The sequence below is a fragment of the Streptomyces winkii genome (assembly GCF_032248595.1).
Lineage (GTDB): Bacteria > Actinomycetota > Actinomycetes > Streptomycetales > Streptomycetaceae > Streptomyces > Streptomyces winkii.
In genome coordinates this window covers 401152-422757 of record NZ_JASTTH010000009.1, presented here as the reverse complement: position 1 = coordinate 422757, position 21606 = coordinate 401152, and the positions used below count along the sequence as shown (strand labels likewise).

Annotated in this window: 19 protein-coding genes; 7 read left to right on the top strand and 12 right to left on the bottom strand. The window is 70.6% G+C overall.

The genetic code is table 11. The features are described 5' to 3' along the window. Positions 1-58 precede the first annotated feature (58 nt). Entirely contained in the window at positions 59-562 is a 504-nt protein-coding gene (locus tag QQM67_RS27235; RefSeq protein ID WP_314177521.1) for a DUF2550 domain-containing protein, read from the top strand. A 48-nt stretch (positions 563-610) separates the two neighbouring features. Here the strand turns inward: QQM67_RS27235 and QQM67_RS27230 are convergent, their stop codons facing one another. The 3 genes from QQM67_RS27230 to QQM67_RS27220 all read right to left on the bottom strand — a co-directional run bounded on the left by QQM67_RS27230 (position 611) and on the right by QQM67_RS27220 (position 3702). Further along, positions 611-1534, bottom strand: a complete 924-nt coding sequence (locus QQM67_RS27230) for an AEC family transporter (RefSeq protein WP_314177519.1) — start codon at positions 1532-1534, stop codon at positions 611-613. 153 nt (positions 1535-1687) lie between these two features. Beyond that, entirely contained in the window at positions 1688-2389 is a 702-nt protein-coding gene (locus tag QQM67_RS27225) for a response regulator transcription factor (protein ID WP_314177432.1), read from the bottom strand. Further along, positions 2386-3702 carry a sensor histidine kinase gene (locus QQM67_RS27220; protein WP_314177431.1) on the bottom strand — a complete coding sequence of 439 codons (1317 nt, stop codon included), beginning with the start codon at positions 3700-3702 and terminating at the stop codon, positions 2386-2388. The genes QQM67_RS27225 and QQM67_RS27220 overlap by 4 nt, the downstream gene beginning before the upstream one ends. Positions 3703-3888: 186 nt before the next feature. Here QQM67_RS27220 and QQM67_RS27215 point away from each other — a divergent pair, with 186 nt between their 5' ends. Beyond that, on the top strand, positions 3889-4485 hold the full coding sequence (locus QQM67_RS27215) for a hypothetical protein (protein ID WP_314177429.1): 597 nt from the start codon (positions 3889-3891) through the stop codon (positions 4483-4485). 411 nt (positions 4486-4896) lie between these two features. Here QQM67_RS27215 and QQM67_RS27210 read toward each other — a convergent pair whose 3' ends face one another. From QQM67_RS27210 to QQM67_RS27195, 4 genes are all read right to left on the bottom strand, one after another. Further along, the gene (locus QQM67_RS27210; RefSeq protein ID WP_314177427.1) at positions 4897-5868 is read right to left on the bottom strand and encodes a hypothetical protein; all 972 of its coding nucleotides are present in this window, start codon (positions 5866-5868) and stop codon (positions 4897-4899) included. 190 nt (positions 5869-6058) lie between these two features. Further along, positions 6059-6679 carry a hypothetical protein gene (locus QQM67_RS27205; protein ID WP_314177425.1) on the bottom strand — a complete coding sequence of 207 codons (621 nt, stop codon included), beginning with the start codon at positions 6677-6679 and terminating at the stop codon, positions 6059-6061. 182 nt (positions 6680-6861) lie between these two features. Continuing rightward, positions 6862-7482, bottom strand: a complete 621-nt coding sequence (locus QQM67_RS27200) for a hypothetical protein (RefSeq protein WP_314177423.1) — start codon at positions 7480-7482, stop codon at positions 6862-6864. Positions 7483-7570: 88 nt separating this feature from the next. Further along, on the bottom strand, positions 7571-8182 hold the full coding sequence (locus QQM67_RS27195) for a hypothetical protein (RefSeq protein ID WP_314177421.1): 612 nt from the start codon (positions 8180-8182) through the stop codon (positions 7571-7573). Between the two features lie 648 nt (positions 8183-8830). Between QQM67_RS27195 and QQM67_RS27190 the strand changes: the two genes are divergently transcribed. Beyond that, positions 8831-10036 (top strand): glycoside hydrolase family 3 N-terminal domain-containing protein, encoded by a 1206-nt coding sequence (locus QQM67_RS27190; protein ID WP_314177518.1) that lies wholly within the window; start codon positions 8831-8833, stop codon positions 10034-10036. A gap of 32 nt (positions 10037-10068) precedes the next feature. On the opposite strand, the gene QQM67_RS27185 is transcribed toward QQM67_RS27190, so the two are convergent. From QQM67_RS27185 to QQM67_RS27170, 4 genes are all read right to left on the bottom strand, one after another. Then, positions 10069-10641 (bottom strand): cob(I)yrinic acid a,c-diamide adenosyltransferase, encoded by a 573-nt coding sequence (locus tag QQM67_RS27185; protein WP_314177419.1) that lies wholly within the window; start codon positions 10639-10641, stop codon positions 10069-10071. 196 nt (positions 10642-10837) lie between these two features. After that, positions 10838-12541 (bottom strand): APC family permease, encoded by a 1704-nt coding sequence (locus QQM67_RS27180; RefSeq protein ID WP_314177418.1) that lies wholly within the window; start codon positions 12539-12541, stop codon positions 10838-10840. A 210-nt stretch (positions 12542-12751) separates the two neighbouring features. Beyond that, positions 12752-13507, bottom strand: coding sequence for an ABC transporter permease (locus QQM67_RS27175; RefSeq protein ID WP_314177416.1), 756 nt, complete (start codon positions 13505-13507; stop codon positions 12752-12754). A gap of 112 nt (positions 13508-13619) precedes the next feature. Then, on the bottom strand, positions 13620-14447 hold the full coding sequence (locus QQM67_RS27170; RefSeq protein ID WP_314177414.1) for an ABC transporter ATP-binding protein: 828 nt from the start codon (positions 14445-14447) through the stop codon (positions 13620-13622). A gap of 100 nt (positions 14448-14547) precedes the next feature. Between QQM67_RS27170 and QQM67_RS27165 the strand changes: the two genes are divergently transcribed. From QQM67_RS27165 to QQM67_RS27150, 4 genes are all read left to right on the top strand, one after another. Continuing rightward, positions 14548-15237 (top strand): TetR/AcrR family transcriptional regulator, encoded by a 690-nt coding sequence (locus tag QQM67_RS27165; protein ID WP_314177412.1) that lies wholly within the window; start codon positions 14548-14550, stop codon positions 15235-15237. Between the two features lie 223 nt (positions 15238-15460). Then, complete coding sequence (locus QQM67_RS27160; protein WP_314177410.1) at positions 15461-16309, top strand: 3-hydroxyacyl-CoA dehydrogenase family protein; 849 nt, start codon at positions 15461-15463, stop codon at positions 16307-16309. Positions 16310-16495: 186 nt separating this feature from the next. Continuing rightward, on the top strand, positions 16496-16828 hold the full coding sequence (locus QQM67_RS27155; RefSeq protein WP_314177408.1) for an STAS domain-containing protein: 333 nt from the start codon (positions 16496-16498) through the stop codon (positions 16826-16828). A 143-nt stretch (positions 16829-16971) separates the two neighbouring features. Further along, positions 16972-19713, top strand: coding sequence for an ATP-binding protein (locus tag QQM67_RS27150; RefSeq protein ID WP_314177406.1), 2742 nt, complete (start codon positions 16972-16974; stop codon positions 19711-19713). Positions 19714-19794: 81 nt separating this feature from the next. Here QQM67_RS27150 and QQM67_RS27145 read toward each other — a convergent pair whose 3' ends face one another. Beyond that, the gene (locus QQM67_RS27145) at positions 19795-21483 is read right to left on the bottom strand and encodes a hydrogenase maturation protein (RefSeq protein WP_314177404.1); all 1689 of its coding nucleotides are present in this window, start codon (positions 21481-21483) and stop codon (positions 19795-19797) included. Positions 21484-21606: the final 123 nt, after the last annotated feature.

Sequence of the window (21606 nt, the reverse complement as noted above, 5' to 3'; positions counted from 1 at the left end):
CGGCTCCGCGGGTACCGCGCCACGCGTGGTACGAGAGAGTGCGAGGAGGTCGGTGATGATGGTCCTCGTTCTGTCCCTGTGCGGCGTGGCCCTGCTGCTGGCACTGGCGGGGCTGTTCGCCTTCGGCTTGCGCCGCCGTCTGCTTCAGCGCTCGGGCGGCACCTTCGACTGCAATCTGCGCTGGAATCCTCCCGCGCCGCCCGCCGCGTACACCGACGAGTCATCGGGCGACGACCCGTCCGCGGTCGAGAGCACCGGCGGGGTCAGCGGCAAGGGCTGGGCGTACGGCATCGCGCGTTACAACGGTGACCAGATCGAGTGGTTCCGGGTCTTCTCGTACGCACCGCGCCCCCGCCGCTTCCTGGAGCGCAACCTCATCGAGGTCCTCCAGCGGCGCGACCCCGAGGGCGAGGAGGAGCTGGCACTGCTCTCCGACGCCGTGATCCTCGCGTGTTCCCTGCACGGAAACCGCGTCGAACTGGCCATGAGCGAGGACGCGCTCACCGGCTTCCTGGCCTGGCTGGAGGCGGCGCCGCCGGGCCAGCGTGTGAACGTGGCCTGAGAGCGCCGGAGACCCCCGAGGCCCCCGCTTTCGCAGCGGCGCGGCCGGTCAGCCCAGCAGCGCGGCGACGAGCACCAGCGCCGGAGCGGCCGCCAGCGTCGAGATCAGTATGGATTCGCGGGCGAGGCGCGTGCCCGTCCCGTAGCGCGAGGCGTACGTGAAGAGGTTCTGCGCCGAGGGCAGGGCGGAGGTCACCACCACCGCGAACAGCGCCGGGCGCGACAGATGGAAGACGCCGCTGCCCAGCGCCCAGGCCACGAGCGGCTGACCCACGGTCTTGAAGACCACCGCGAGCAGCACAGGCAGGCGGTCGTGGTCGCGCGAGAGTACGGCGCTGCCGCGCAGCGACATCCCGAACGCGAGCAGCACGGCCGGCACCGACATCGCCCCCACCAGGTGGAACGGTTCGAGCACCGGCGCCGGCGGCGTCCACCCGCTCGCCGCCACCGCGACACCGCCGAGCGAGCCGAGCACGATCGGGTTGCGGAAGGGCGTGGCCAGGAGCCGGAGGGGACCGCTGCGTTCGGCGGGAGCGGAGAAGACGTCGAGCGCGGTCAGCGCGATGGGGGAGACCACCAGCAGCTGGAAGAGGATCACGGGGGCGACGAGGGACGCGTCGCCGAGGACGTACGCCGAGATGGGTATCCCGAGGTTCCCGGCGTTGACGTAGCTCGCGCACAGGGCGCCGACGGTGCTCTCGCCTGCGGGCCACCGCCGTACGACGGCCACCGCGAGGTAGAGCGCCGCGACCGCGAACGTGCTCACCGCCGTTATCAGGAGCTGGTCCGAGACGAGCACGCCGAGGTCCGCTCTGGCCATGGTCTCGAACAGCAGCGCGGGCGTGGCCACATGGAAGGCGAGCCTGGTGAGGATCTCCGGGCCGCTGCTTCCCAGGAGCTCGCGCCTGCCGAGGACGTAGCCGGTCGCTATGACGCATGCGATGACGGCGAAGCCCGCTATCACTCCGCCCACGGCGGGCCGTTCCGCGGCTCGTACGCCGACGTCGTCACATGGTCCATGCATCGATTGTCCGCGCCCGGTCGCAACCGCTTGCGAGCGGGTACGGGTTGGCGCGCGGGGCCGTGCGCGGAGCCACCCCCGGGTACGTGCCCTCAGCCCGGCACGTCAGCCCCTCGTCAGGCCCGATTCCTGCGCCAGCACCGCCGCCTGAGTACGGCTGCGCAGCCCCAACTTGCCCAGCAGCCGGCTGACATGCGTCTTCACCGTGGCCTCCGCCATGCCCAAACGCTGCGCCGTCTCCGCGTTGGACAGGCCCTCGCCGAGGCAGCGCAGCACGTCGTGTTCGCGCCGGGTCAGCTCGTCCAGGCCCGGGGCGGAGCGAGCCGTCCCCGTCCTGGGCAGAGGTGGGCGGCCCTCGCCCCCGGTGCGGGCGAACTCCGCGATCAGCCGCCGCGTCACCGCCGGCGCGATCAGGCCCTCGCCGCGGGCCACCGTCCGCACGGCGTCGACGACCTGCGAGGCCTCGCTGTCCTTGAGCAGGAACCCCGCGGCTCCGGCGCGCAGCGCCCCGAAGACGTACTCGTCGAGATCGAAGGTCGTCAGCACCAGTACGTCGGCGAGCTGCTCGCCCGTGATGCGGGCGGTGGCGCTCACGCCGTCGAGGCGCGGCATCTGGATGTCCATCAGCACCACGTGCGGCCGCAGTTCACGGGCGAGGCGCACCGCCTCCTCGCCGTCACCGGCCTCGCCGGCCACCTCGATGCCGGGGGCGCCGCGCAGGATGAGGACGAGCCCCGCCCGTACTGCCAGCTGGTCCTCGGCGACGAGCACGCGGACCGCCGCGGCGGCTTCGTCGTCGGCCGTCACCCGGAACTCCCTTCTTCGACGGGCAGTTCGGCGCGTACCTCCCAGACCTTCGCTCCGTCGTGTGAAGCGTCCGAGGGGCCCGCGCGCAGCGCTCCGCCCAGCAGCTCGACGCGCTCGCGCATGCCGATGAGCCCGGCGCCGGAGCCGGGGGCCCGCGGGGCCGGGGTACGGGCGGCCCCGCCCGTGGAGCCGTCCGCCGCGCCCCCGCGGGCGTCGCGGAGCGGGCTCGTGACGCGGACCGTGAGCGGCCCCGGCGTACGGGCGCGCGCGAGCTCCACGGTGACGGTGCCGGGAGCCGAGTGCTTGAGCGCGTTCGTCACGGACTCCTGTACGACGCGGTACGCCGCCAGTTCGACGGGCGCGGGAAGCGAGGCACCGGCCGTCCCGCGCTCGTCGCGCAGCGCGAAGCTGAGCCCGGGGTTGCCGGCACCGGCGCGCGCCCGCTCCAGCAGGGCGTCGAGACCGGCGAGCGTCGGGGAGGCGGCGGGCTCCGCCGTACCGTCGCCGGACGCGTCGCGCAGCAGCCCGATGAGGCGCCGCATCTCGGCGAGGCCCTGCACGCTGTTCTCCCGTATCACCCGGAGCGAGTCGCGCGTGGCCGCGTCGTCGGGCGGCTCCAGCGAGAGCGCGGCGGTGGAGTGGATCGCGATGGCGGAGAGGTGGTTGGCGACCAGGTCGTGCAACTCCCGTGCCATGCGGCCCCGTTCGGCGGTCACCGCCTGGACGCGGTCCATCTCCGCGAGCAGCGCGGTCTGTTCGGCGCGCAGCCGCTCGGCCGCCGCCGAGTTGCGGTGGTCGCGGATGACCACGCCCGTCCACGCGGGAACGATGGTGATGCCGGCGCAGAAGGCACCGAGCAGCAGCATCGCCGGAGTACGGAAGACCGCCGTCAGCCCCAGCGTCACCGCGACCGTCACGGCGACGCTCGCGGGCAGCAGGGTCCGGGACAGGCGCGACGGCCCGTACAGCACGGCCGCGTAGACGACGTCGGTGAAGACGATCACTGTCGCCAGCAGCGACCCCATCGCCAGGTCCGCCACGAGCGCGGCCAGCGCCACCAGCAGCGCCCAGGGCTGCGCGGATCTGCGTCCGAGCGCGGTGAGGCACATGACGGCGAGCGGGAGCAGCAGCCACGCGCCGTAACTCCCGCCCACCCGCGGATTGTTGTAGAGGCCGAACCACCACAGGATCAGCCCGCCCGCGAGCCCGGCGAGCGCGATGAGCACGCCGTCGCGGTGCGGGCGCAGCGACCGCGGCACGGGGACCGGCCGCGGCAGGTGCAGCGGCGGGAGCGGGCGCGGACGGCGAGGCATGGCTCCATCTCAGCACGCCCGGCTGACAGCGTCGTCGGCTTCGGGGACCAGCCCGTACGTCCGCGTAGTACATCGAAGGATGCAGCCGCGGACGTATGGATCGTCGCTGGTGAGGACGTGCCCCGCGGCGCTCTGCTGGGACCGTGGAGCCACGGAGGACACGGGGAGCGAGGCAAGGAGGCAGGCGTGATCGTCACGCTGATCGTCATCTGCGAGATCGCGTTCTGGGTGCTGCTGGCGGGCGGACTCGCGCTGCGCTACATCGCGCGGATGCCGCGGACGGGGGCCGCGGTGCTGCTGTGCGAGCCGCTGCTGGAGGTGATCCTTCTCGTGGTGACGGCCGTCGATCTGCGCGGGGGAGCGGAGCCCGACTGGAAGCACGGCCTGGCCGCCGTCTACATCGGCTTCACCGTCACCCACGGCCACTACATGGTGAAGTGGGCCGACGGTCACTTCCTGCACCGGTTCGGCGGCGGGCCGCGGCCGGTCAAGCCGCCCCGGTACGGGATGGCGCGGGCCGTGCACGAGTGGAAGATGAGCGCGCGTGCCATCGGCGGAGCGGCCATCGCGGCGGCGCTGCTACAGCTCGCGATCTGGTACGTGGACGACGCCGGGCAGAGCGAGTCGCTGCGGATGTGGCAGGAGAAGATGGGCGTGGTCGCCGGGATCAGCCTGATCGTCGCGCTGAGCTACACGATCTGGCCGAAGCGCCCTCGCGGGGTGGGCGCCGCGGAGGCTCCGCGGAGCGAACGGGACCCGTCTGATCCGGTCGCCCGGCGCTGACCGGCGGGGCGGGTCTGCGTTCTAGTCCTGAGCCCGGTTCCGGTCCGGATCCCGGTCGTCTTCGTCCTGCCTGTTCTGCGCACCGCGCCCGTCCCGCGCGTCCTCCGGAGGCCGGTGGTCGCCCGGCCGGGGTGCGGTGGCCAGGCGGTAGTCCACGCGTACGTCGTGGTAGTCGGTGCGGGGCTGGACGGGCTCGGGGAGGTTCGTGCGGTCCGCGCCCGAGGACGTCTCACGCCCCGCGGACCCGTGGAAGCGGACGGCGGTCTCCGGTTCGTCGCCGAAGCGGAGCCGGTCGGCGGCGACCGAGGTCGTCAGCTCGATGTCAGGGACGGGTGCCGAGCCCGGGGACCCGTTCTGGTGCGCGTCCCCGTCTCCGGCCTGTCGCCTCCCCTGAGGTTCGTCCTCGTTCCTTCACGGCGGCTCGTCGCGCTGCCGCCTGCGGGCGGGCCTGCGCTTGGCGCGCTCCTCGGACCGGTCGGACCGCCCCGAGCGGGCGCCGGCGCCCTCGCCGGCTCTCCTCGCCGTCCGGGTCGCCGTCTGCCCGGCCTCGCGGACCGTGCGGCCGGACTCGTCGATGGTCTTCCCCGCGCTCCGGCCGACATCCCGGGTCGTCTCCGCGGCGCCTTCGCCGACGTCCTCGACGGTCCGCCCTGCCCCCTCGCCGACGTCTTCGACGGTCTGCCCCGCCCCTTCGCCGACGTCTTCGACGGCCTTGCCCGCGCCCTTGCCGACCTGCCTGGCGGTGTCTCCGGCGCCCTCGCCGACGTCCTCGACGGCCTTGCCCGCGCCCTTGCCGACTTCCTTGACTGTCTCTCCGGCCCCTTGGCCGACGTCCTCGACGGCGGAACTCGCCCCTCGCCCGAGCTCGCCGACCGCTTCGCCCGCTCCGCTGCCGAGCTCACGCGTCGCGGAGCCCAGCCCGGCGGTGATCTGTTCCAGGATCTCGGGGTTGCGGTCGATCGTCGTCAGCACACGGCCGATGATCTGGGCGACGTTGTCGAGGCGGACCTTGAGCAGCGCCTGCGCGTCGACGCCCTTGATGTCGAGCTGGACGCGCCCCAGGGCGACGTCCGCGCCCACGTTGAGCTTGAGCATGTCCAGGACCTCAGCCTGCAAGGACACCCGTGCCCGCAGGTCGTCGACCTCCAGGCCGATCTCGTCGACGTGCAGCTGCGGCACGTCGAGCAGGACGTCGGGCTCGTCGCGCCTGGACACCGCGGGCAGCTCTGCCGCGCCGGCGCCGCCCTCGTCGCCGCTCTCCGCCTCGTACGGCTCGTCGTACTGATCGCCGTACGGCTCGTCGTACGGATCGGCGTAATCCTCGCCGTACTCCTCGTGCTCTTCCTCGTTCCCCTGCTCAGGGGCCTTGTCCTTGTCGCTCATGCCGCTCCCCCTGAGGGTGCGAGTGTGTACAGAACGCCTCTTTTCACCATAGGACGGACGGCGGAAGCGTGCCCGGGCGCGCGAGTGGGCCCGCGCACATGAACGGCCCGGCCTCGCGTGCAGGGGAACGCGGGGCCGGGCCGATTACGTGGGGGGTGGCGATCCGGGGAGCAGGAGCGCCGCAGAGGGGTCAGCCGCAGTGCTCCTTCTTCTCCTTCTTGGTCATCTTCCGTGTGTGCTGGGTCTTGGTGCTGGGCGCGTCCGCCTTGGGGCCCTTGGCGGTGAAGGGGACGTACCAGATGCGGTGGCCGTAGAACTCGTCCTCGAAGTGCATCTCGTAGGTGCCCTGCACCTCTTCCATGGCCGCTTCGCGCGTGATCCAGCCGACCTGGCCGGGCTTGACCTCGACGTTGGTCTGCTCTTGCTCGGTGTGCGAGCTCTCCCAGGAGTGGGAGTAGCTCGCCTCGATGGTCACGCTGAAGAGCTTCGTGAACCCGTACTGGGCCTTCATGGAGACGCCGACGGTGTTGGACTCTCCGGTGGTGTCGGACCAGCCGACGGTCGAACGCTGAAGGTCCTTCGTGCAGTTGAAGGCGCTGTCACCGACCTGGTGCGGCTCGCCCATGGAGTCGACGGGCGCGCCGGCGGGGTGGAAGACGCACTTGTCGGTCCCGTTGTCGCACTGGTCGAGCAGCTCTCTCGTGGTGGGCTGCTCTTCGTCGTCAGCCTGTGCGGCTGTGGGGATCATCGCCGTGGTGCCTGCGGTCACGATGGCGACCACCAGCATCGACAGCTTCTTGCGGCGGGTCATGGTGCCTCCGACGAGGGTGGGGGTAAGGCAGTTGTCACTGGGAGCGTCTCGGCGCGCGCTGCGCCTGTGTGGGCCTGATGGACCGCGCCCGGTCGTCCATCACATCGCCGTTGTTCGGAGTGAGCTCATCGAAGGACCTGTCGGACGGTTGACGGCTGCGTCGAGGAGCGTGGGCTGTGGCGTCAGCCGCAGTGCTCCTTCTTCTCCTTCTTGGTCATCTTCCGTGTGTGCTGGGTCTTGGTGCTGGGCGCGTCGGCCTTGGGGCCCTTGGCGGTGAAGGGGACGTACCAGATGTGGTGGCCGTAGAACTTGTCCTCGAAGTGCATCTCGTAGGTGCCCTGCACCTCCTCCATGGCCGCTTCGCGCGTGATCCAGCCGACCTCGCCGGGCTTGACCTCGACGTTGGTCTGCTGCTCCTCGGTGTGCGAGCTCTGCCAGGAGTGCTCGTAGCTCGTCTGGATGGTCACCTTGAACAGCTCGGTGAAGCCCAGCTCGGCGCTCATGGAGACGCCGACGGTGTTGGACTCTCCGGTGGTGTCGGACCAGCCGACGGTCGAACGCTGAAGGTCCTTGGTGCAGTTGAAGGCGCTGTCACCGACCTGGTGCGGCTCGCCCATGGAGTCGACGGGCGCACCGGCGGGGTGGAAGACGCACTTGTCCGTGCCGTTGTTGCACTGGTCGAGCAACTCCCTTGTGGTGGGCTGCTCTTCGTCGTCCGCCTGCGCGGTCGCGGGGAAGAGCCCCGTGGCGCCCGCGGTCGCTATGGCTATCACCAGCATGGACAGTTTCTTACGGCGAGTCATGATCACGCCTCCGACGAGGGTGGGGGTAAGCCGGCTCTTGCCGGGATCGTTTCGGGGTGCGCTGACGCGTGGGGCGTGCGCACTCTGCTCAGCTGAAGCTGATGGACTTGGTGCGGTCGTCCATCACGTCGCCGATGTCCGGCGTGAGCTCGTCGAAGGGCCCGTCACGGTCGCCGCTCTGCCCGGCCTCCGAGTAGAGGTTGAGGGTGCAGTTCCCCCACGGCTGGATGGACGAGATCTTGTCCTTCCAGTCGTCGCCGAGGTCGATCTTGAAGTCCACGTCGTCGGCGTCGCCGTCGCAGAGCTCGGTGTTGGTGATCGTCAGCGAGGCGCCGCCGTACTTGGTGTCCTCGAAGACGGTCGCGCCGATGATTCCGCCGCCCTCGTCCTGCGTCGTGACGCCGGAGGAGGCGACCGGCTTGTCACCGGAACGGGCCTCGCTGACCTCGGCCTTCTTGCCGGAGGGCGCGTCGAGGAGGCGGTCGCTGCCCGGCACGCCGGTCGCCTTCGAGAGACTCTTGAAGCAGCGGGTCTCGCCGGTCTTGGCGTTCAGCGTGCAGTGGTTCCCCTGGCCCTTGGCGTCGCTGCCGCCCTCCTGCCCGGAGACGGCGCCGTTCGCTACCGGTACGGCGATGACGCCTGCCAGCAGCACCACAGCGGCGACGGTGATGCGTGTACGCCTTCTCGTGTCGGTGGCCATTCGGTACTCCAACCCCTCATGCCTGACCAGCACTTTTTTGGTCCAGGCCTTGTAGAAGTGATGGTACTCACAGAAACGAAAATGAAAAGGGAATCGCAGAATTGCCCGCCGGTCCACACGCGTGCCGCTGAAAAACCACAGGTCGCCGACGGCGAATGTGGCACAGCTCTCATCGGGGCCGTCCGTCGCGAGGCGCGGAACGGGAATGCAGTACGTCCGAATTCGGTCAGTCCATGCATCCGTCGGCGGTTTGCAGAAAGTGTCGCTGCAATGCGGATTGCTGACCGTGAAAGCGGGTCTGACCTGGGAGTTCGCCCAAGTGTCGACGGTTCCTGTGGCGCTATTCGCAGAGAAACCTCAGAGCAACCTCAAATGAATCTTAAGAGCGCCTTAAGAGAATGAGGACACGTCTTCTGGGTGGAAAAGGAAGGTGCTTCCGCAGGGATCGGGAAACGTTCTGCCCATTCGGCTCCGCGGCTATGCATGAGACCGGCCCGCGTAACACGGGAAGGGAAGCGGAGCGGTCATGGGGCGGGCCCCATTGGGCGGACCGGTGATCCGGGCGGGCACGGTTCGGTCACGCGAAGGCCGGTCGCGGGGGCCTCGTGCGCGAGCCGTGCCCGTGCACCTACCGTGCCTACGGTGAAGATGCCGAAGACCACCGCCGTCCGCGCCTCCGCCTTCGCGGCGGGCGCCGCCGCCCTGGCCGCCGTCGTCCCCGTGGCGCTGAACGCCGCCGCCGCTCCGGCGGACGGCGACCGCGACCGCCGCGCATCCGCCCCGGACGCGCCCTCCGCCTCCGCGGCGGCCTCGTGCGCGGCGCGTGAGACGGACGGGATGAACCTGGAGCAGCAGGCGGGCCAGCTCTTCGTCAGCGGAGTGGACGCGGACGAGCCGACCGGAGAGCAAGTCGCCGCCGTACGGGACCTGCACCTCGGCGGCGTCATCCTCACCGGAGGCAGCGACGCCGGAGTCAAGGCGACGCGTCAAGTCAGCGACCGCGTCCAGGCCGCGGCGACCACGGGCGGCGTGCGCCTGTGGGTGTCGGCGGATCAGGAGGGCGGCAAGGTCCAGCACTTGAAGGGCAGCGGGTTCGCCACGATGCCCACGGCCGTCGAGCAGGGCAAGCTCGCTCCGGACGAGTTGCGTTCGCGGGCGGAGGGCTGGGGCGGACAGCTGCACGCGGCGGGCGTCAACGTCAACCTCGCGCCCGTACTGGACACAGTCCCCGCAGATCTCGGCGGCGACAACAAGCCCGTGGGCTTCCTGGAGCGCAACTACGGGAACACGCCCGAGGCGGTCACCGACCACGGCACCGCGTACCAGCAGGGAATGGCGGACGCGGGCGTGACACCCGCCGTCAAGCACTTCCCGGGCCTGGGGCGGGTGCTGGGGAACACCGACGACACCAAGGACGTGAAGGACGACGTCACCACGCGGGACGACGCCTACCTCGAACCGTTCCGGGCCGCCGTCGGCGCCCGGAGTTCGCCGCTCGTGATGATCTCCAGCGCCCGCTATACCAAGATCGACCCGGACCACATGGCCGCGTTCTCCTCGACGGTGCTCACGGACATGCTCCGCGAGGACCTCGCCTTCGACGGCGTCATCGTCTCCGACGACCTGGGTGCCGCCGCCGCCGTCGAGGACGTCCCCGCCGGCGAGCGGGCGCTGCGCTTCCTCACCGCGGGCGGGAGCGTCGTCCTCAGCGTCGACGCCGGGAAGCTGCCCGCGATGGTCGACGCCGTGCTCCAACGCGCCCGTTCCGACGAGCAGTTCCGCACCCGGGTGGAGACGGAGGCGCGGCGCGTGGTTGAGGCGAAGGCCGCGGCCGGACTGCTCGACTGCGGATAGCACGGGGCCGGTGACGGCCCCGGTCCGTCCGCTCAGCGGTTCTCGCCCGGCACCCACATCACGTCGCCGACCTCCTTGTTCGCGGAGCGCGCGAGGATGAAGAGCAGGTCGGAGAGGCGGTTGAGGTACGTCGCCGTCAACTTGTTCATGATGTCGCCGTGTTCCTCCAGAGCGGCCCATGTCGAGCGCTCCGCCCGTCGCACGACGGTGCACGCCTGGTGCAGCAGCGCGGCCCCCGGGGTGCCGCCGGGAAGGATGAAGCTCCGCAGCTTCTCCAGGTCCTGGAGGAACGCGTCGCAGTCGGCCTCCAGCTTGTCGATGTAGCTCTGCTCGACGCGCAGGGGCGGGAACTCCGGGTCTTCCACGACGGGCGTCGCCAGGTCGGCGCCGACGTCGAAGAGGTCGTTCTGCACGCGCACCAGAACCGTCGCGATCTCCTGCGGGAGGCCGCCGAGTGCGAGGGCCACGCCGATCGCCGCGTTGGCCTCGTTCGCGTCGGCGTAGGCCGCGATGCGCGCGTCGGTCTTGGCGGTGCGGCTCATGTCGCCGAGGGCTGTGGTGCCGGCGTCACCGGTACGGGTGTAGATGCGCGTGAGCTTGACCATGTACCGAGACTACGGCGTGGGCGCCGGGCCGGTACGGACGGGCGGCCTGTGCCCGGCGGCCGCTCGCGCCCTCCCGTCCCGCGCCGTGCTGAACCCCTGTCACATCCCCGCCACGACGAAGGGCGGGCCCACCGCGTACGTACGCAGTGGGCCCGCCCGGAGCAGGGAGCAGCGCTGATCAGTGCTGCGGAGCCGATCAGTGCTGCGGAGGCGCCTCCTCGGTCGCGTCCTGCTGGCTGAGGATCTCGCGCACGCGCTCGGTGGGCAGCGCGTACCGGAGTGCCAGCCAGAGCACGATCGCGGTGAGCACGAGGCAGGCCACGGCCCCGAGGTTGAAGTCGAGGACGCCGAGGTTTCCGGCCTTCGCCTTCTGTTCGGGGTAGTCGCCGAGGTAGCTGATGAGCGCCAGACCGCCGTACCACACCAGGAGCCACCAGCCGTGCTTGAAGTCGAGCGGCGGCGTGCTCTGCTTGGCGACCGCGTAGTAGACGCCCATCAGGACGTAACCGAGGATGATCGCCACGAAGAGCTTCCAGTTGGTGTCCCAGCCCGTCCAGTAGACGATCAGGTTCGTCGACCAGAGGGCGAGGAAGCCGATGACCCACCCGAACTTCTCGCCCAGCTTGAACGGCCGCGGGTGGTCCGGCATCTGCCTGCGCATCGCCAGCAGGACGAGGGGCCCGCAACCGAAGGACAGGACCGTGGAGTTGGTGACGAACTCGACCAGCTTGCTCCAGCCGGGGAACGGCAGGAAGAAGAAGCAGCCGACGACGAACGCGAGGATGAGGCTGACCCACGGGACGCCGGTGCTGTTGACCTTGGAGAGGGCGGCCGGCGCGTTGCGGTTGCGGCCCATCGCGTAGGAGATGCGCGCGGTGACGCCCGCGTAGATCAGGCCGGTGTCTCCGGGGGAGATGATCGCGTCCGCGTAGAGGATGCCCGCGAGCCACACCGCGCCGAGGATGCCCGCGATCGCCGCGAGCGGACCGAAGGTCGCGAGTACGTCGCCGTGGGAGCTGAAGTGGGCGCCGACCGCCTGCCATCCCTCGGCCTTGATCGCGCTGCTCGGCACGGCGCCGAGGAAGGCGATCTGGAGCAGGATGTAGATGATGCCGCAGATGACCACGGACCCGATGAGGGTCAGGGGTACATTGCGCTTCGGATTGTCCGTTTCGCCCGCGAGTTCCACGCCCTGCCGGAATCCGAAGAATGAGAACGCGATGCCCGCCGTGGCGACGGCCGAGAACACGCCTTGCGAGCCGTACGGAGCGAATCCGCCGAATTCAGGCGACGAGATGTGATCCGGGTTGAAGCTCAGTGCGAAGAACACCCCGATGACGACCAGGATGACGACGAGCTTCCACCACACCAGGATGTTGTTGATACGGGCGAACCACCGCACGCCGAAGAAGTTGACGATGACGAAGACGGCCATCAGTACGACGGAGACGGCGGTTCCGGCCGGAGTGAGGACGGCTTCCTTGTCCTGGATCTCCTGGAGCCACGGAATGTAGTTGGTGGAATACTGGACGACCGCCAGCACTTCCACGGGCGCCACCGCGGCGGCGGCCACCCATGTGACCCACCCGATGGAGAAACTGGTGAAGGACCCGAACGAATAGTGCGGGTACCGGGCGACGCCGCCCGAGTGCGGGAACATCGTGCCCAGTTCCGAGTAGGTCATCCCGATGATGACGAACATGACGCAGCCGATGGCCCAGGAGATGATGGCCGCAGGTCCGGCGAGTTGGGCCGCATCCAGCGCTCCGAAGAGCCAGCCCGAACCGATGATCGAGCCCACTGCTGTGAACAGCAGGCCTATGGTGCCGAATTCGCGTTTCAGTTTCCGGTCGTCGCCGCCCTCGTGGAGTGGTGCTTCGGGGCTGCTGTCCACGGCCATGTAACGGCCTCCTCCTGATTACGGTGTCGTACTCGTCTGCACGGCCGCGATCGGGTGCACGGCTCGGCGGAACCACAGCAGGGTGCGCGCACTACCCCATATCTGTCCAGTACGAGCTGTGTTTCGCGGAAAATTCCAGGAACTGGGGTTCCGTATTTCGGTCCAATTCAGGCAATGAAGTGATGAATGGCACACCCGGAGTTGTGTACTTCATGCGCCCGCGCGACGGAAGAGATGTGTGCCCAGGGTCATGGAGACGGCGGCGAGGAGTATCGCCACGAATGCTCCCAGCGCGACCTTTCCGTCTCCGTACTCCCCGATGAAGGCGGCCCGTACCGCGTCCACCACGTATCTGAACGGGACGAAGCGCGATACGGCGTCGAGCCACCCCGGCGCGAGCGCCATCGGCAGCAGGATGCCGGAGAGCAGCATGGCCGGAAGGTTGAAGGCGTTGATGACCGGCGCGAACTCCTGCGGCGTGCCGACCCGCATCGCGAGCGCGTACGACAGCGACGCCAGCGACATCGCGAGCACCCCCACGAAGAGGAAGCCCACCGCCACCCCGCCGACGGGCGCGCGCAGGCCGAACGCGACGCCGACCGCGACCAGCAGCAGCGACTGGACGAGCAGTTGGAGCACGTCGCGCAGCAGGCGGCCGAGGAGCAGCGCGAGGCGGCTCACCGGCGTCACCCGCATGCGCTCGATCACCCCGTGGTGCTTCTCCAGGATGATGCCGAACCCGGCGAACGCCGAGCTGAACAGCCCGAGTTGGACCAGCAGGCCGGGCACCAGCGTCTGCCAGGAGTCACCGCCGCCGCCGAGCGGGACCTTCCGCAGCAGGGGACCGAAGAAGACCAGGAACATCAGCGGCTGCAACAGCCCGAAGAGCATCGCGACGCGCGAGGCGAGCGTCTGTCGCACGTAGCGGCCGAAGATGATCCAGGTGTCGGTGACGAGTCGGGACATGAGGTCTGCTTCCTTATCTTCCTGGTTCGTTTCTTTCCTCTGGGTCCTTGCCGCGGTTCGCTGAGCGGTTCCTTGAGCGGTTCCTTGGCGCCGTCACGCCGGCCGCGCCCGCTCAGAGGACCGTGACCGGTGCGCCGGCGTCGTCGCCGCCGGTGACGGAGCCGCGCCCCGTGATGCGGATGAAGGTCTCCTGGAGGGAGGCCCCGGGTCCGCCCCCGTACCGCGACTTCAGCTCCTCTGCCGTGCCCTCGGCGGCGATTTCGCCCCGGTCGACGATGACGAGGCGGTCGGCGAGGGCCTCGGCCTCGTCGAGGTAGTGGGTGGTGAGGAAGACGGTGGTGCCGGGGGCACCTCCCGGACGAAGCCCAGGGGGATGGTCGCGCAGCCGCCGGATCAGCTCCCACAGGTTCGCGCGGCTGCCCGGGTCCAGGCCGGTGGTCGGCTCGTCGAGGAAGAGGATCCCCGGGCGGTGGGTGAGCGCCATCGCGATGTCCAGCCGCCGCCGCTGGCCGCCGGAGAGGGTGCCGCACCTGCGGTCCAGCACGTCGTCGAGCCCGAGGTCGGCCGCCAACTCCGCGGTCCTCTCGGCGGCTTGGGGCCTGGACAGCCCGTAGAGCCGCGCCTGGGTGGTCAGCTCCTCGCGGACGGAGACGGCAGGGTCGACGCCGCCCGACTGGGCCACGTACCCGATCTTCGTCCGCACGCCCGCCGCGTCACGCGCGAGGTCGTGGCCCGCGACCGTCGCCGTCCCGGACGTGGGCGCGAGCAGCGTGGTGAGCATGCGGAGCGTGGTGGTCTTCCCGGCGCCGTTCGGGCCGAGGAAGCCGAGGATCTCGCCGCCGTCCACGGAGAGGTCGATGCCGCGCACGGCTTCGACGGTGCCGGTCTTCGTACGGAAGGTGCGGGCCAGGCCCGAGGTCCGCAGGACAGGTGAAGTCATGGCCGTCACAAAAACAGAGCAGCTTAAAAATTGCAACCGCTCCAAGTTTTGATGATGGCCAAGTTTTCAGCTCGTGCAGCGATGTGCCTACGATGACGCCATGACCGGTGAGACGGGCGCGAGCGCGCAGGGCGCGGCGCAGGCGCGGGCAGCAGAGGGCCGTCGGGAGCGCAAGAAGCGGGAGACCAGGCAGCGGATCTCGGACGTCGCCACCGGTCTGATGCTGGAGCGCGGCTTCGACGCGGTGACCGTCGCCGAGGTCGCCGAGACCGCCGACGTCTCCGTCAACACGGTCTACAACTACTTCCCTTCGAAAGAGGACCTCTTCTTCGACCGTGAGGAGGAGATGACCGAGCGCCCTTCCCGCATCGTCAGGGAGCGCGCGCCCGGCGAGTCCGCGGTGCGGGCCCTGCTGGCGCAGCTGCGCGAGGACGTCGTCTCCCGCAGCATCTACGGCGGAGTCGTCGAGGGGTACGACCGGTTCGCGCGCCGCATCCACGAGGCCTCCGCCCTCATGGCCCGCCTCCACGTGATGCACCAGCGCACCGCCGACCGCCTCGCCGGCACGCTGCGCGAGGAGACCGGCGCGCCCGCCGGCGACCCCCGTCCCGACCTTGTCGCCGGTCAGTTCGTGCAGTTCAGCAACGCGCTCTTCCGTACGACCACCATTGCCGTCTCGTGCGGAACGGCCCCCGACGAGGCGGTACGGGACGCGCTGCACCGCATCGACACCTTCGAGTCGCTCGTCACGGACGAGTTCCTCAACTACGCGGAGCGGCCCGGGGAATGAGACGGCGGTGCCGGGCACGGCGCGCCGCCCCCACCCTGCGTGCCCGCGAGCCGGTCCGGCGGCCGTCCCGCTCAAGCCGCACGGATCGGACACCCCGATGTGATGTCCGCCATGTGAGACGTGACGCGTGTCTCTTCACCGCCACAAGGTTGTCGTGAAGCGCTAATGTCCGCCCAACAGGCGTTCACGCAAAGGCAAGGGCAGGTAGGGCCAGGTGGCAGTCGTGGGGAAGAAGCTCGCCGTCATCGGTGCCGGTCTCATGGGATCCGGCATCGCTCAGGTCTCGGCTCAGGCGGGCTGGGACGTCACTCTCCGCGATGTGACCGGCGAGGCGCTGACCCGTGGCACGGACGGCATCAAGGCGTCGTACGAGAAGTTCGTGAGCAAGGGCAAGCTCGAAGCCTCCGCGGCCGAGTCCGCGCTCGCGCGCATCACGACCACCACCGATCTGGACGCGGTCGCCGAGGCGGACGTCGTCGTCGAGGCCGTCTTCGAGAAGATCGAGGTCAAGCGGGAGATCTTCGGCAGGCTCGACACTCTCGTCAAGGACGAGACGATCCTCGCCTCGAACACCTCCGCCATTCCGATCACCAAGATCGCGGCTGCGACGTCGAGCCCCGAACGGGTCGTCGGCACGCACTTCTTCTCACCGGTCCCGATGATGGCGCTGTGCGAGCTCGTGCGCGGGCACCGTACGAGCGACGAAACCCTCGCCGCCGCACGCGAGTTCGCGGAGTCCGTCGGAAAGACCTGTGTCGTCGTCAACCGCGACGTCGCGGGCTTCGTCACCACCCGGCTCATCTCCGCACTCGTCGTCGAGGCGGCGAAGCTCCACGAGTCCGGCGTGGCCACCGCCGAAGACATCGACACAGCCTGCAAGCTGGGGTTCGGGCACGCCATGGGGCCGTTGGCCACCGCGGACCTGACCGGGGTCGACATCCTGCTGCACGCCAGCGAGAACATCTACACCGAGTCGCGGGATCCGAAGTTCGCCCCGCCCGAGTCGATGCGAAGGATGGTCGACGCGGGCGACATCGGCCGCAAGAGCGGCCGGGGTTACTACGAACACTGAGACACACACGCACACACGACGGACCGACTGCCGCTCCACCGGGGCGCGTTCGAGAGGCCATCGCCCGCGAGGGTGATTTCCGTATCGGTTCGAGCACGGACGGCAACCAGGTTGCGGTGATCGCAGTCAGTTGTGGTGAGACATTCAAACGTGAAGGTACGCGAAAGACACATCCGGGGAGCGGTTATGCATATCAGGGGCGACCACGCCGAGCTGGCCGTCGGGGGTCGCCTCGACGTCCGGAGCGCGGCGGACGCCCGTACGGTCCTTCACTCCGCCGTCGACTCCGGCGACGGCGACCTCGTGCTGGATCTGGCCGGCCTCGACTCGTGGGACGCGACCGGGCTCGGCGTCATCATGGGCGCACACAGAAGGGCCGGCCGTTGCGGGCGCAGGCTTGTGCTGCGTGACGTTCCGCCGCAGATGCAGCGCCTGTTGGTGGCCACGCGGCTGCACCGCATCCTCGCCATCGAGGGCGGCCTGACGGCATCGGAAGCCGAGATTCTCACCAAGCCTTGACGTGCACGGCGGTTCAGCCTGAGCCCCCGCGGTAATACTGTGCCGGAAGCAGCGCCCGGTGCTGCCGTTCGCGCCGACCTGCGACGGGAGATGCCGATCAAGGCGGGGCGTGCTCGTACCGGAGTATCTGGGGGCATTCCACCATGGTTCAGCACGGCAACACTCAGCACGGCGAGGAAGACAACGGCGCCGAGAGCGGCGGCGGAACGGGCGCGGCGGAGGCGGACATCCCACGTCCGGCGAGGCTCGTCGTAGGCAGACAGCTGCTCACCGTGAATCCGGTCGACGGCAGCGAGGTCGAGCCTTGCCCGCCCACCGAACTCCCTCGTGAGCCGCGGAGGCTGACTCGCCGCGAACGCGCGGTGTACGCGCGTCACACGGACGTGACCGGCGGCGATCCGCCCGCGTCCGGCGAGCCGGACGGCCCGCCCTCCGGGGCACCTGACGCACCGGGCAGGCGCGCCATACCCATGCTCGAACGCGACGAGGATCGCGAGTGGCTGGCGGAACAGCTCGCCTGCGGGCGTTCCATACGTCTGACGGGGCTCCCCGGCTCGGGGCGCACCACGCTGCTGGACGCCGTCGCCGAGGACGTCGCGGAGCTCGCACCGGACGGCGTGATACGGCTGAGCGGCTATCACCGCACCTCCTCGGACCTGCTTCAGGAACTCTTCGCCGCGGTTCACGACGCGCCCCAGTACCGTCCCGACGAGGACGGGATACGGGCCGCGCTGCACGGCGTCGGAGCCGTCGTCGTCATCGACGACCTCGCCTTCGGCGGCGAGGCCCTCGACCAACTCCTCGACGCCACCCCGGAATGCGCCTATCTCCTCGCCGCCACCCCGGACGTCGCCCCTCCCTCCGGTGACGTCCACGTGGAGGAGTTCCGGCTCACCGGCCTCAGCCGCACCGCATGCCTGGAACTGCTCGAACATGCCGTACGAAGGCCGCTGACGGACGAGGAGGCGGACGCGGCGCAGGACATGTGGCTCGCCTCGGAGGAGTCCTCCGGCGGTCTGCCGCTGCGCTTCGTACAGGCGGGCGCCCTTCTGCGGTACGGCGGCAGGGTCGGCGAGCTCAGCGGCCTGCGCAGCAGCCCCATGAGCGCGCGCGTCGCCGAGCGGCTCTCCTCCTCGGCACGGGACGCGCTGCGCTTCGCACTCTCGCTCGGCGGTGAACTCCCGCACCGCACACAGCTCCCCGCGCTCATCGGCGACTGGCACGCGGACGAGGCCGAGGGCGAGCTGGCACGCGCCGGACTCGTCACCGCCACCGGCGGGCACTACAGGCTCGCGGCCGGCGTGGCCGACGCGCTGTCCGCCGCGGGCTTCGCCGAGGGCACCGACGGGCGCGCCCAGATGACCGCGCATCACTACGGATGGTGGGTCGACCAGCCCTCGGTCACGCCGGCACAGGTCGCCGCCGAGGCGGACGTCGTGCTCGCCGCGATCCAGGGCGCCCACCGCGGCGGACAGGCGAGCGCGGCGGTGCTGCTGGCCCGCACGGCGGCGCCTGTGCTGGCCTCGTCGCTGCGCTGGAGCGCTTGGGACAGGATTCTGCGCGGCGGTCTGGAAGCGGCGCGCACATCGGGCGAGGTCGCCCAAGAGGCCTATTTCCACCATGAGTTGGGCGTACTCGCCCTGTGCGCCGGGCAGCTGCAGCGTGCGGCCGCGGAGCTGGAGGCGTCCATCGCGCTGCGTGGCGCGCTCGCGGACCAGCGGGGCACGCTCACCGGCCGGCGCGCGCTCGCCCTGGCCACCGACCTCCTCGTCGGGCAGCATCCCGCGGCACCCGTCCCGCCCGATGTCCCGGGCGGTGCGGGGAAGGCGGGGCCCAGCGAGCGGCGGCCCGGGGAGCCGATGCCGGACGCTCCCCCCGTACCCGTCCCGGCCGTGTCCGGCGACGAAGCCGAGACGGCAGTGATCGCGTACGACGACAGAGACAGACCCACGCGTTCGCTCGCCGCCTCCCTCAGAGGTCACAGACGGGGCGAACAGCGGGAGGGCGCGGACGGGGCGGCGCGTACGGTCGCCGCCTCGATCGCCAACCCGACGGCCTACGCGGCAGGGAGACCCGCCGACGCGACCCCGACTCTCGTCCACCGCCAACCGGGCTCGGTGGCCTACGCGGCACGAAGAAACCTGGCGGCCGCGGGTGCGGGCGCGGTGCTGATCGCCGTACTCGCCACGATCGTGGGACTCGGCCGCCTCCCGGACGACGGCAGCGGACCGCTGGACCGCGGCAAGCCCGGATCGACCTCGCAGCGGGACGACCACAGCGATCTGAACGCCGACGACCCCGACTCCCGTACTCCACGGACCGGCGAGAGCAGCAAGTCCTCCAGCCCCAGCGAGTCGAGCAAGTCCCCGGACGCCTCCGACAGCGCGAGCGAGGAGTCGCCGAGCGAGAGCAGCTCCGCACCGGACGACGACCCCTCCAGCAGCGACCCCGGCGACGCGGGCGGTACGGACGACGGCGGTACCGATAACGGCGGCACCGACAACGGGGGCACCGATAACGGCGGTACCGACAACGGGGGCACGGACGACGGCGGTACCGACAACGGCGGTACGGACGACGGCGGTACCGACAACGGTGGTACGGACGACGGCGGTACCGACACCGGGGGCACCGACGACGGCGGCACCGACACCGGCGGTACGGACGACGGCGGCACCGACACCGGGGGCACGGACACAGGGGGCACCGACACGGGCGGCACGTCCACCGGAGGTGCCGACACCGGTGGAACGGACACCGGCGGCACCACCGGAGGGGGAACCAACACCGGCGGTGGAAGCGACACCGGCGGGTCGACGGGCGGCACGATCCTCGGAGCCATCGGCCTCGCACCGTCGTCGGAGCCGGCGCCCTTCGTCGTCTGACCTCGGCGCCCCACGGGCCACAGGCCGCCAGCCGAAAGCCGCCGGAACCCCTGACGCAGTGCGGGTTCCGGCGGCGGCCGCTCAGCCGACCGGGCCGCTCGCCCGTTCCTTCCGTACGAACGCCCTGCGCAGCGCGTGATACGGCTCGTGCTGCCCGAAGAACTGGCCGTGCATCCTTGTCAGTTCGTCCCGGCGGTACTCCGCGAGCGGCTTGACCGACTCCTCGCGGGCGCGCGCTGCCGCCTTGGCCGCGACGCGATCCGTCAGCCCCGCGTCGTCGGCGAGCTCCGCCGCCATCCGTGACGTCTCATCCGCGAAGTCCCCCGCTGCGGCGGCCACCAGACGGTCCACCAGCCCCGCTTCCGCCGCGGCCGACGCGCTCATGGGACGCGCCTCGCGCATCAGGCGCTCGGCCGTCGCGGGCCCGACGCGGCGGGGGAGCGAGTACGTCCAGTACTCCGACCCGTACAGGCCCATGAGCCGGTAGTGCGGGTTCAGCACGGCGCCCCGTCTGCACCACACCTCGTCCGCCGCGAGGGCGAGCATCACGCCGCCCGCCGCGGCGTTGCCTCCGAGGGCGGCGACCACCAGCCGGTCCGTGGTGCGCAGCACCGCCTCGACCAGGTCGTCCATCGCGTTGATGTTGGCCCAGGACTCCGCTCCGGGATCGTGTGCGGCTTCGATGACGCCGAGGTGGATGCCGTTGGAGAAGAAGTCGCGGGGGCTGCCGAAGACGAGCACCCGTGTGGGCCTTTCGAGCGCGTGCCGGTACGCCGCCAGCAACCGGCGGCACTGCCCGGTACTCATCGCGCCGCCGGGGAAGGAGAACCAGAGGAAGCCCGCCGCTCCGCGCTGTTCGTAGCGGATGTCCGTCCAGCCTTGGCGGCCCCCGGCGCCCGGCGGTTCCAGCGGTGCGGGCACCTCCGGAACCGACTCCGGCAGCCGGGCGCCCAGCGCGTCCACTGCCGGCATCCTGAACATGGGAGGTCCGCCGGGTGTACGGCGCGGCCTCAACTCCGGGATCCACACGGCGCCGTCGCGGGTCGCACGGCACACGGCGCCCGCGCGCTTCGCCACGATCTCGCCGGGTGCGCCGCACGGGCGCAGCGCGTGCTCGGGGTGCCCGCCGTGCAGGAACCACTGGGCGCCGAGGAGTTCGTCGAAGACGCCCGGCTGCGAGTCCGCCGCGCGGAGCTTCCGGAGGACGGTGCGCGTGGAGTCCGCGGCCCAGTCGATGCGGCGCCGCTCCTGGCGGAAGTACGGGCGCCACACCACATCGGTGCCGGCCTCGTCCTGCCGCCGCGGTTTCCAGCTGCCCGAGGCGAAGCGTGCGACGGCGAGCCTCACGGCGGCGCTCGCGGCGTCGGACGCCTCGTTGCGGTACACGTCGCTCTTGCCGGTCTCGGGCAGCGTGAAGGGAACCGACGCCCAGATGTCGCCTGCGTCCATGCCGGCCTCCGCCTGAAGCACGGTCACCGCCCAGCGCCGGGTTCCGGCGGCGATCGCCCAGTCCAGCGAGGAGGGGCCGCGGTCCCCGGGAGGCCCGGGGTGGACGACGAGGCAGACGTGCCGCGACCACACGTCCTCGGGGATGGCCGTCTTCAGCATCGGCGCGATGACCAGCTCGGGGCGGTGCTGGACGGCCGCCTCCCGTACGCCGTCGTCGCCCGCTCCGCACACCGCCTCCAACTCATGGCCGAGATCGGTGAGTTCGGCGTACACGCGCTGGGTGAGGCTGTTGAAGGCACTGGCCACGAGCAGGATACGCACTGCACTCTCCCGGGTCTGAGGGCCGGAGGCTTCCCCCGGCGCAGGCAGCCTCGGACGCTATCGGGACCGGCGGCGCCGTCCGCCGAAGCGGGAGGTGTGTGACAGGGACACGACCCGTACGGA

What these genes read in the sequence shown, in the direction of transcription:
- QQM67_RS27220 (WP_314177431.1), bottom strand. Translation starts at nt 3,702, where the DNA reads ATGCCTCGCCGTCCGCGCCCGCTCCCGCCGCTGCACCTGCCGCGGCCG.
- QQM67_RS27170 (WP_314177414.1), bottom strand. Translation starts at nt 14,447, where the DNA reads ATGACTTCACCTGTCCTGCGGACCTCGGGCCTGGCCCGCACCTTCCGT.
- QQM67_RS27210 (WP_314177427.1), bottom strand. Translation starts at nt 5,868, where the DNA reads ATGAGCGACAAGGACAAGGCCCCTGAGCAGGGGAACGAGGAAGAGCAC.
- QQM67_RS27195 (WP_314177421.1), bottom strand. Translation starts at nt 8,182, where the DNA reads ATGGCCACCGACACGAGAAGGCGTACACGCATCACCGTCGCCGCTGTG.
- QQM67_RS27180 (WP_314177418.1), bottom strand. Translation starts at nt 12,541, where the DNA reads ATGGCCGTGGACAGCAGCCCCGAAGCACCACTCCACGAGGGCGGCGAC.
- QQM67_RS27175 (WP_314177416.1), bottom strand. Translation starts at nt 13,507, where the DNA reads ATGTCCCGACTCGTCACCGACACCTGGATCATCTTCGGCCGCTACGTG.
- QQM67_RS27190 (WP_314177518.1), top strand. Translation starts at nt 8,831, where the DNA reads ATGCCGAAGACCACCGCCGTCCGCGCCTCCGCCTTCGCGGCGGGCGCC.
- QQM67_RS27200 (WP_314177423.1), bottom strand. Translation starts at nt 7,482, where the DNA reads ATGACTCGCCGTAAGAAACTGTCCATGCTGGTGATAGCCATAGCGACC.
- QQM67_RS27150 (WP_314177406.1), top strand. Translation starts at nt 16,972, where the DNA reads ATGGTTCAGCACGGCAACACTCAGCACGGCGAGGAAGACAACGGCGCC.
- QQM67_RS27165 (WP_314177412.1), top strand. Translation starts at nt 14,548, where the DNA reads ATGACCGGTGAGACGGGCGCGAGCGCGCAGGGCGCGGCGCAGGCGCGG.
- QQM67_RS27235 (WP_314177521.1), top strand. Translation starts at nt 59, where the DNA reads ATGGTCCTCGTTCTGTCCCTGTGCGGCGTGGCCCTGCTGCTGGCACTG.
- QQM67_RS27205 (WP_314177425.1), bottom strand. Translation starts at nt 6,679, where the DNA reads ATGACCCGCCGCAAGAAGCTGTCGATGCTGGTGGTCGCCATCGTGACC.
- QQM67_RS27155 (WP_314177408.1), top strand. Translation starts at nt 16,496, where the DNA reads ATGCATATCAGGGGCGACCACGCCGAGCTGGCCGTCGGGGGTCGCCTC.
- QQM67_RS27185 (WP_314177419.1), bottom strand. Translation starts at nt 10,641, where the DNA reads ATGGTCAAGCTCACGCGCATCTACACCCGTACCGGTGACGCCGGCACC.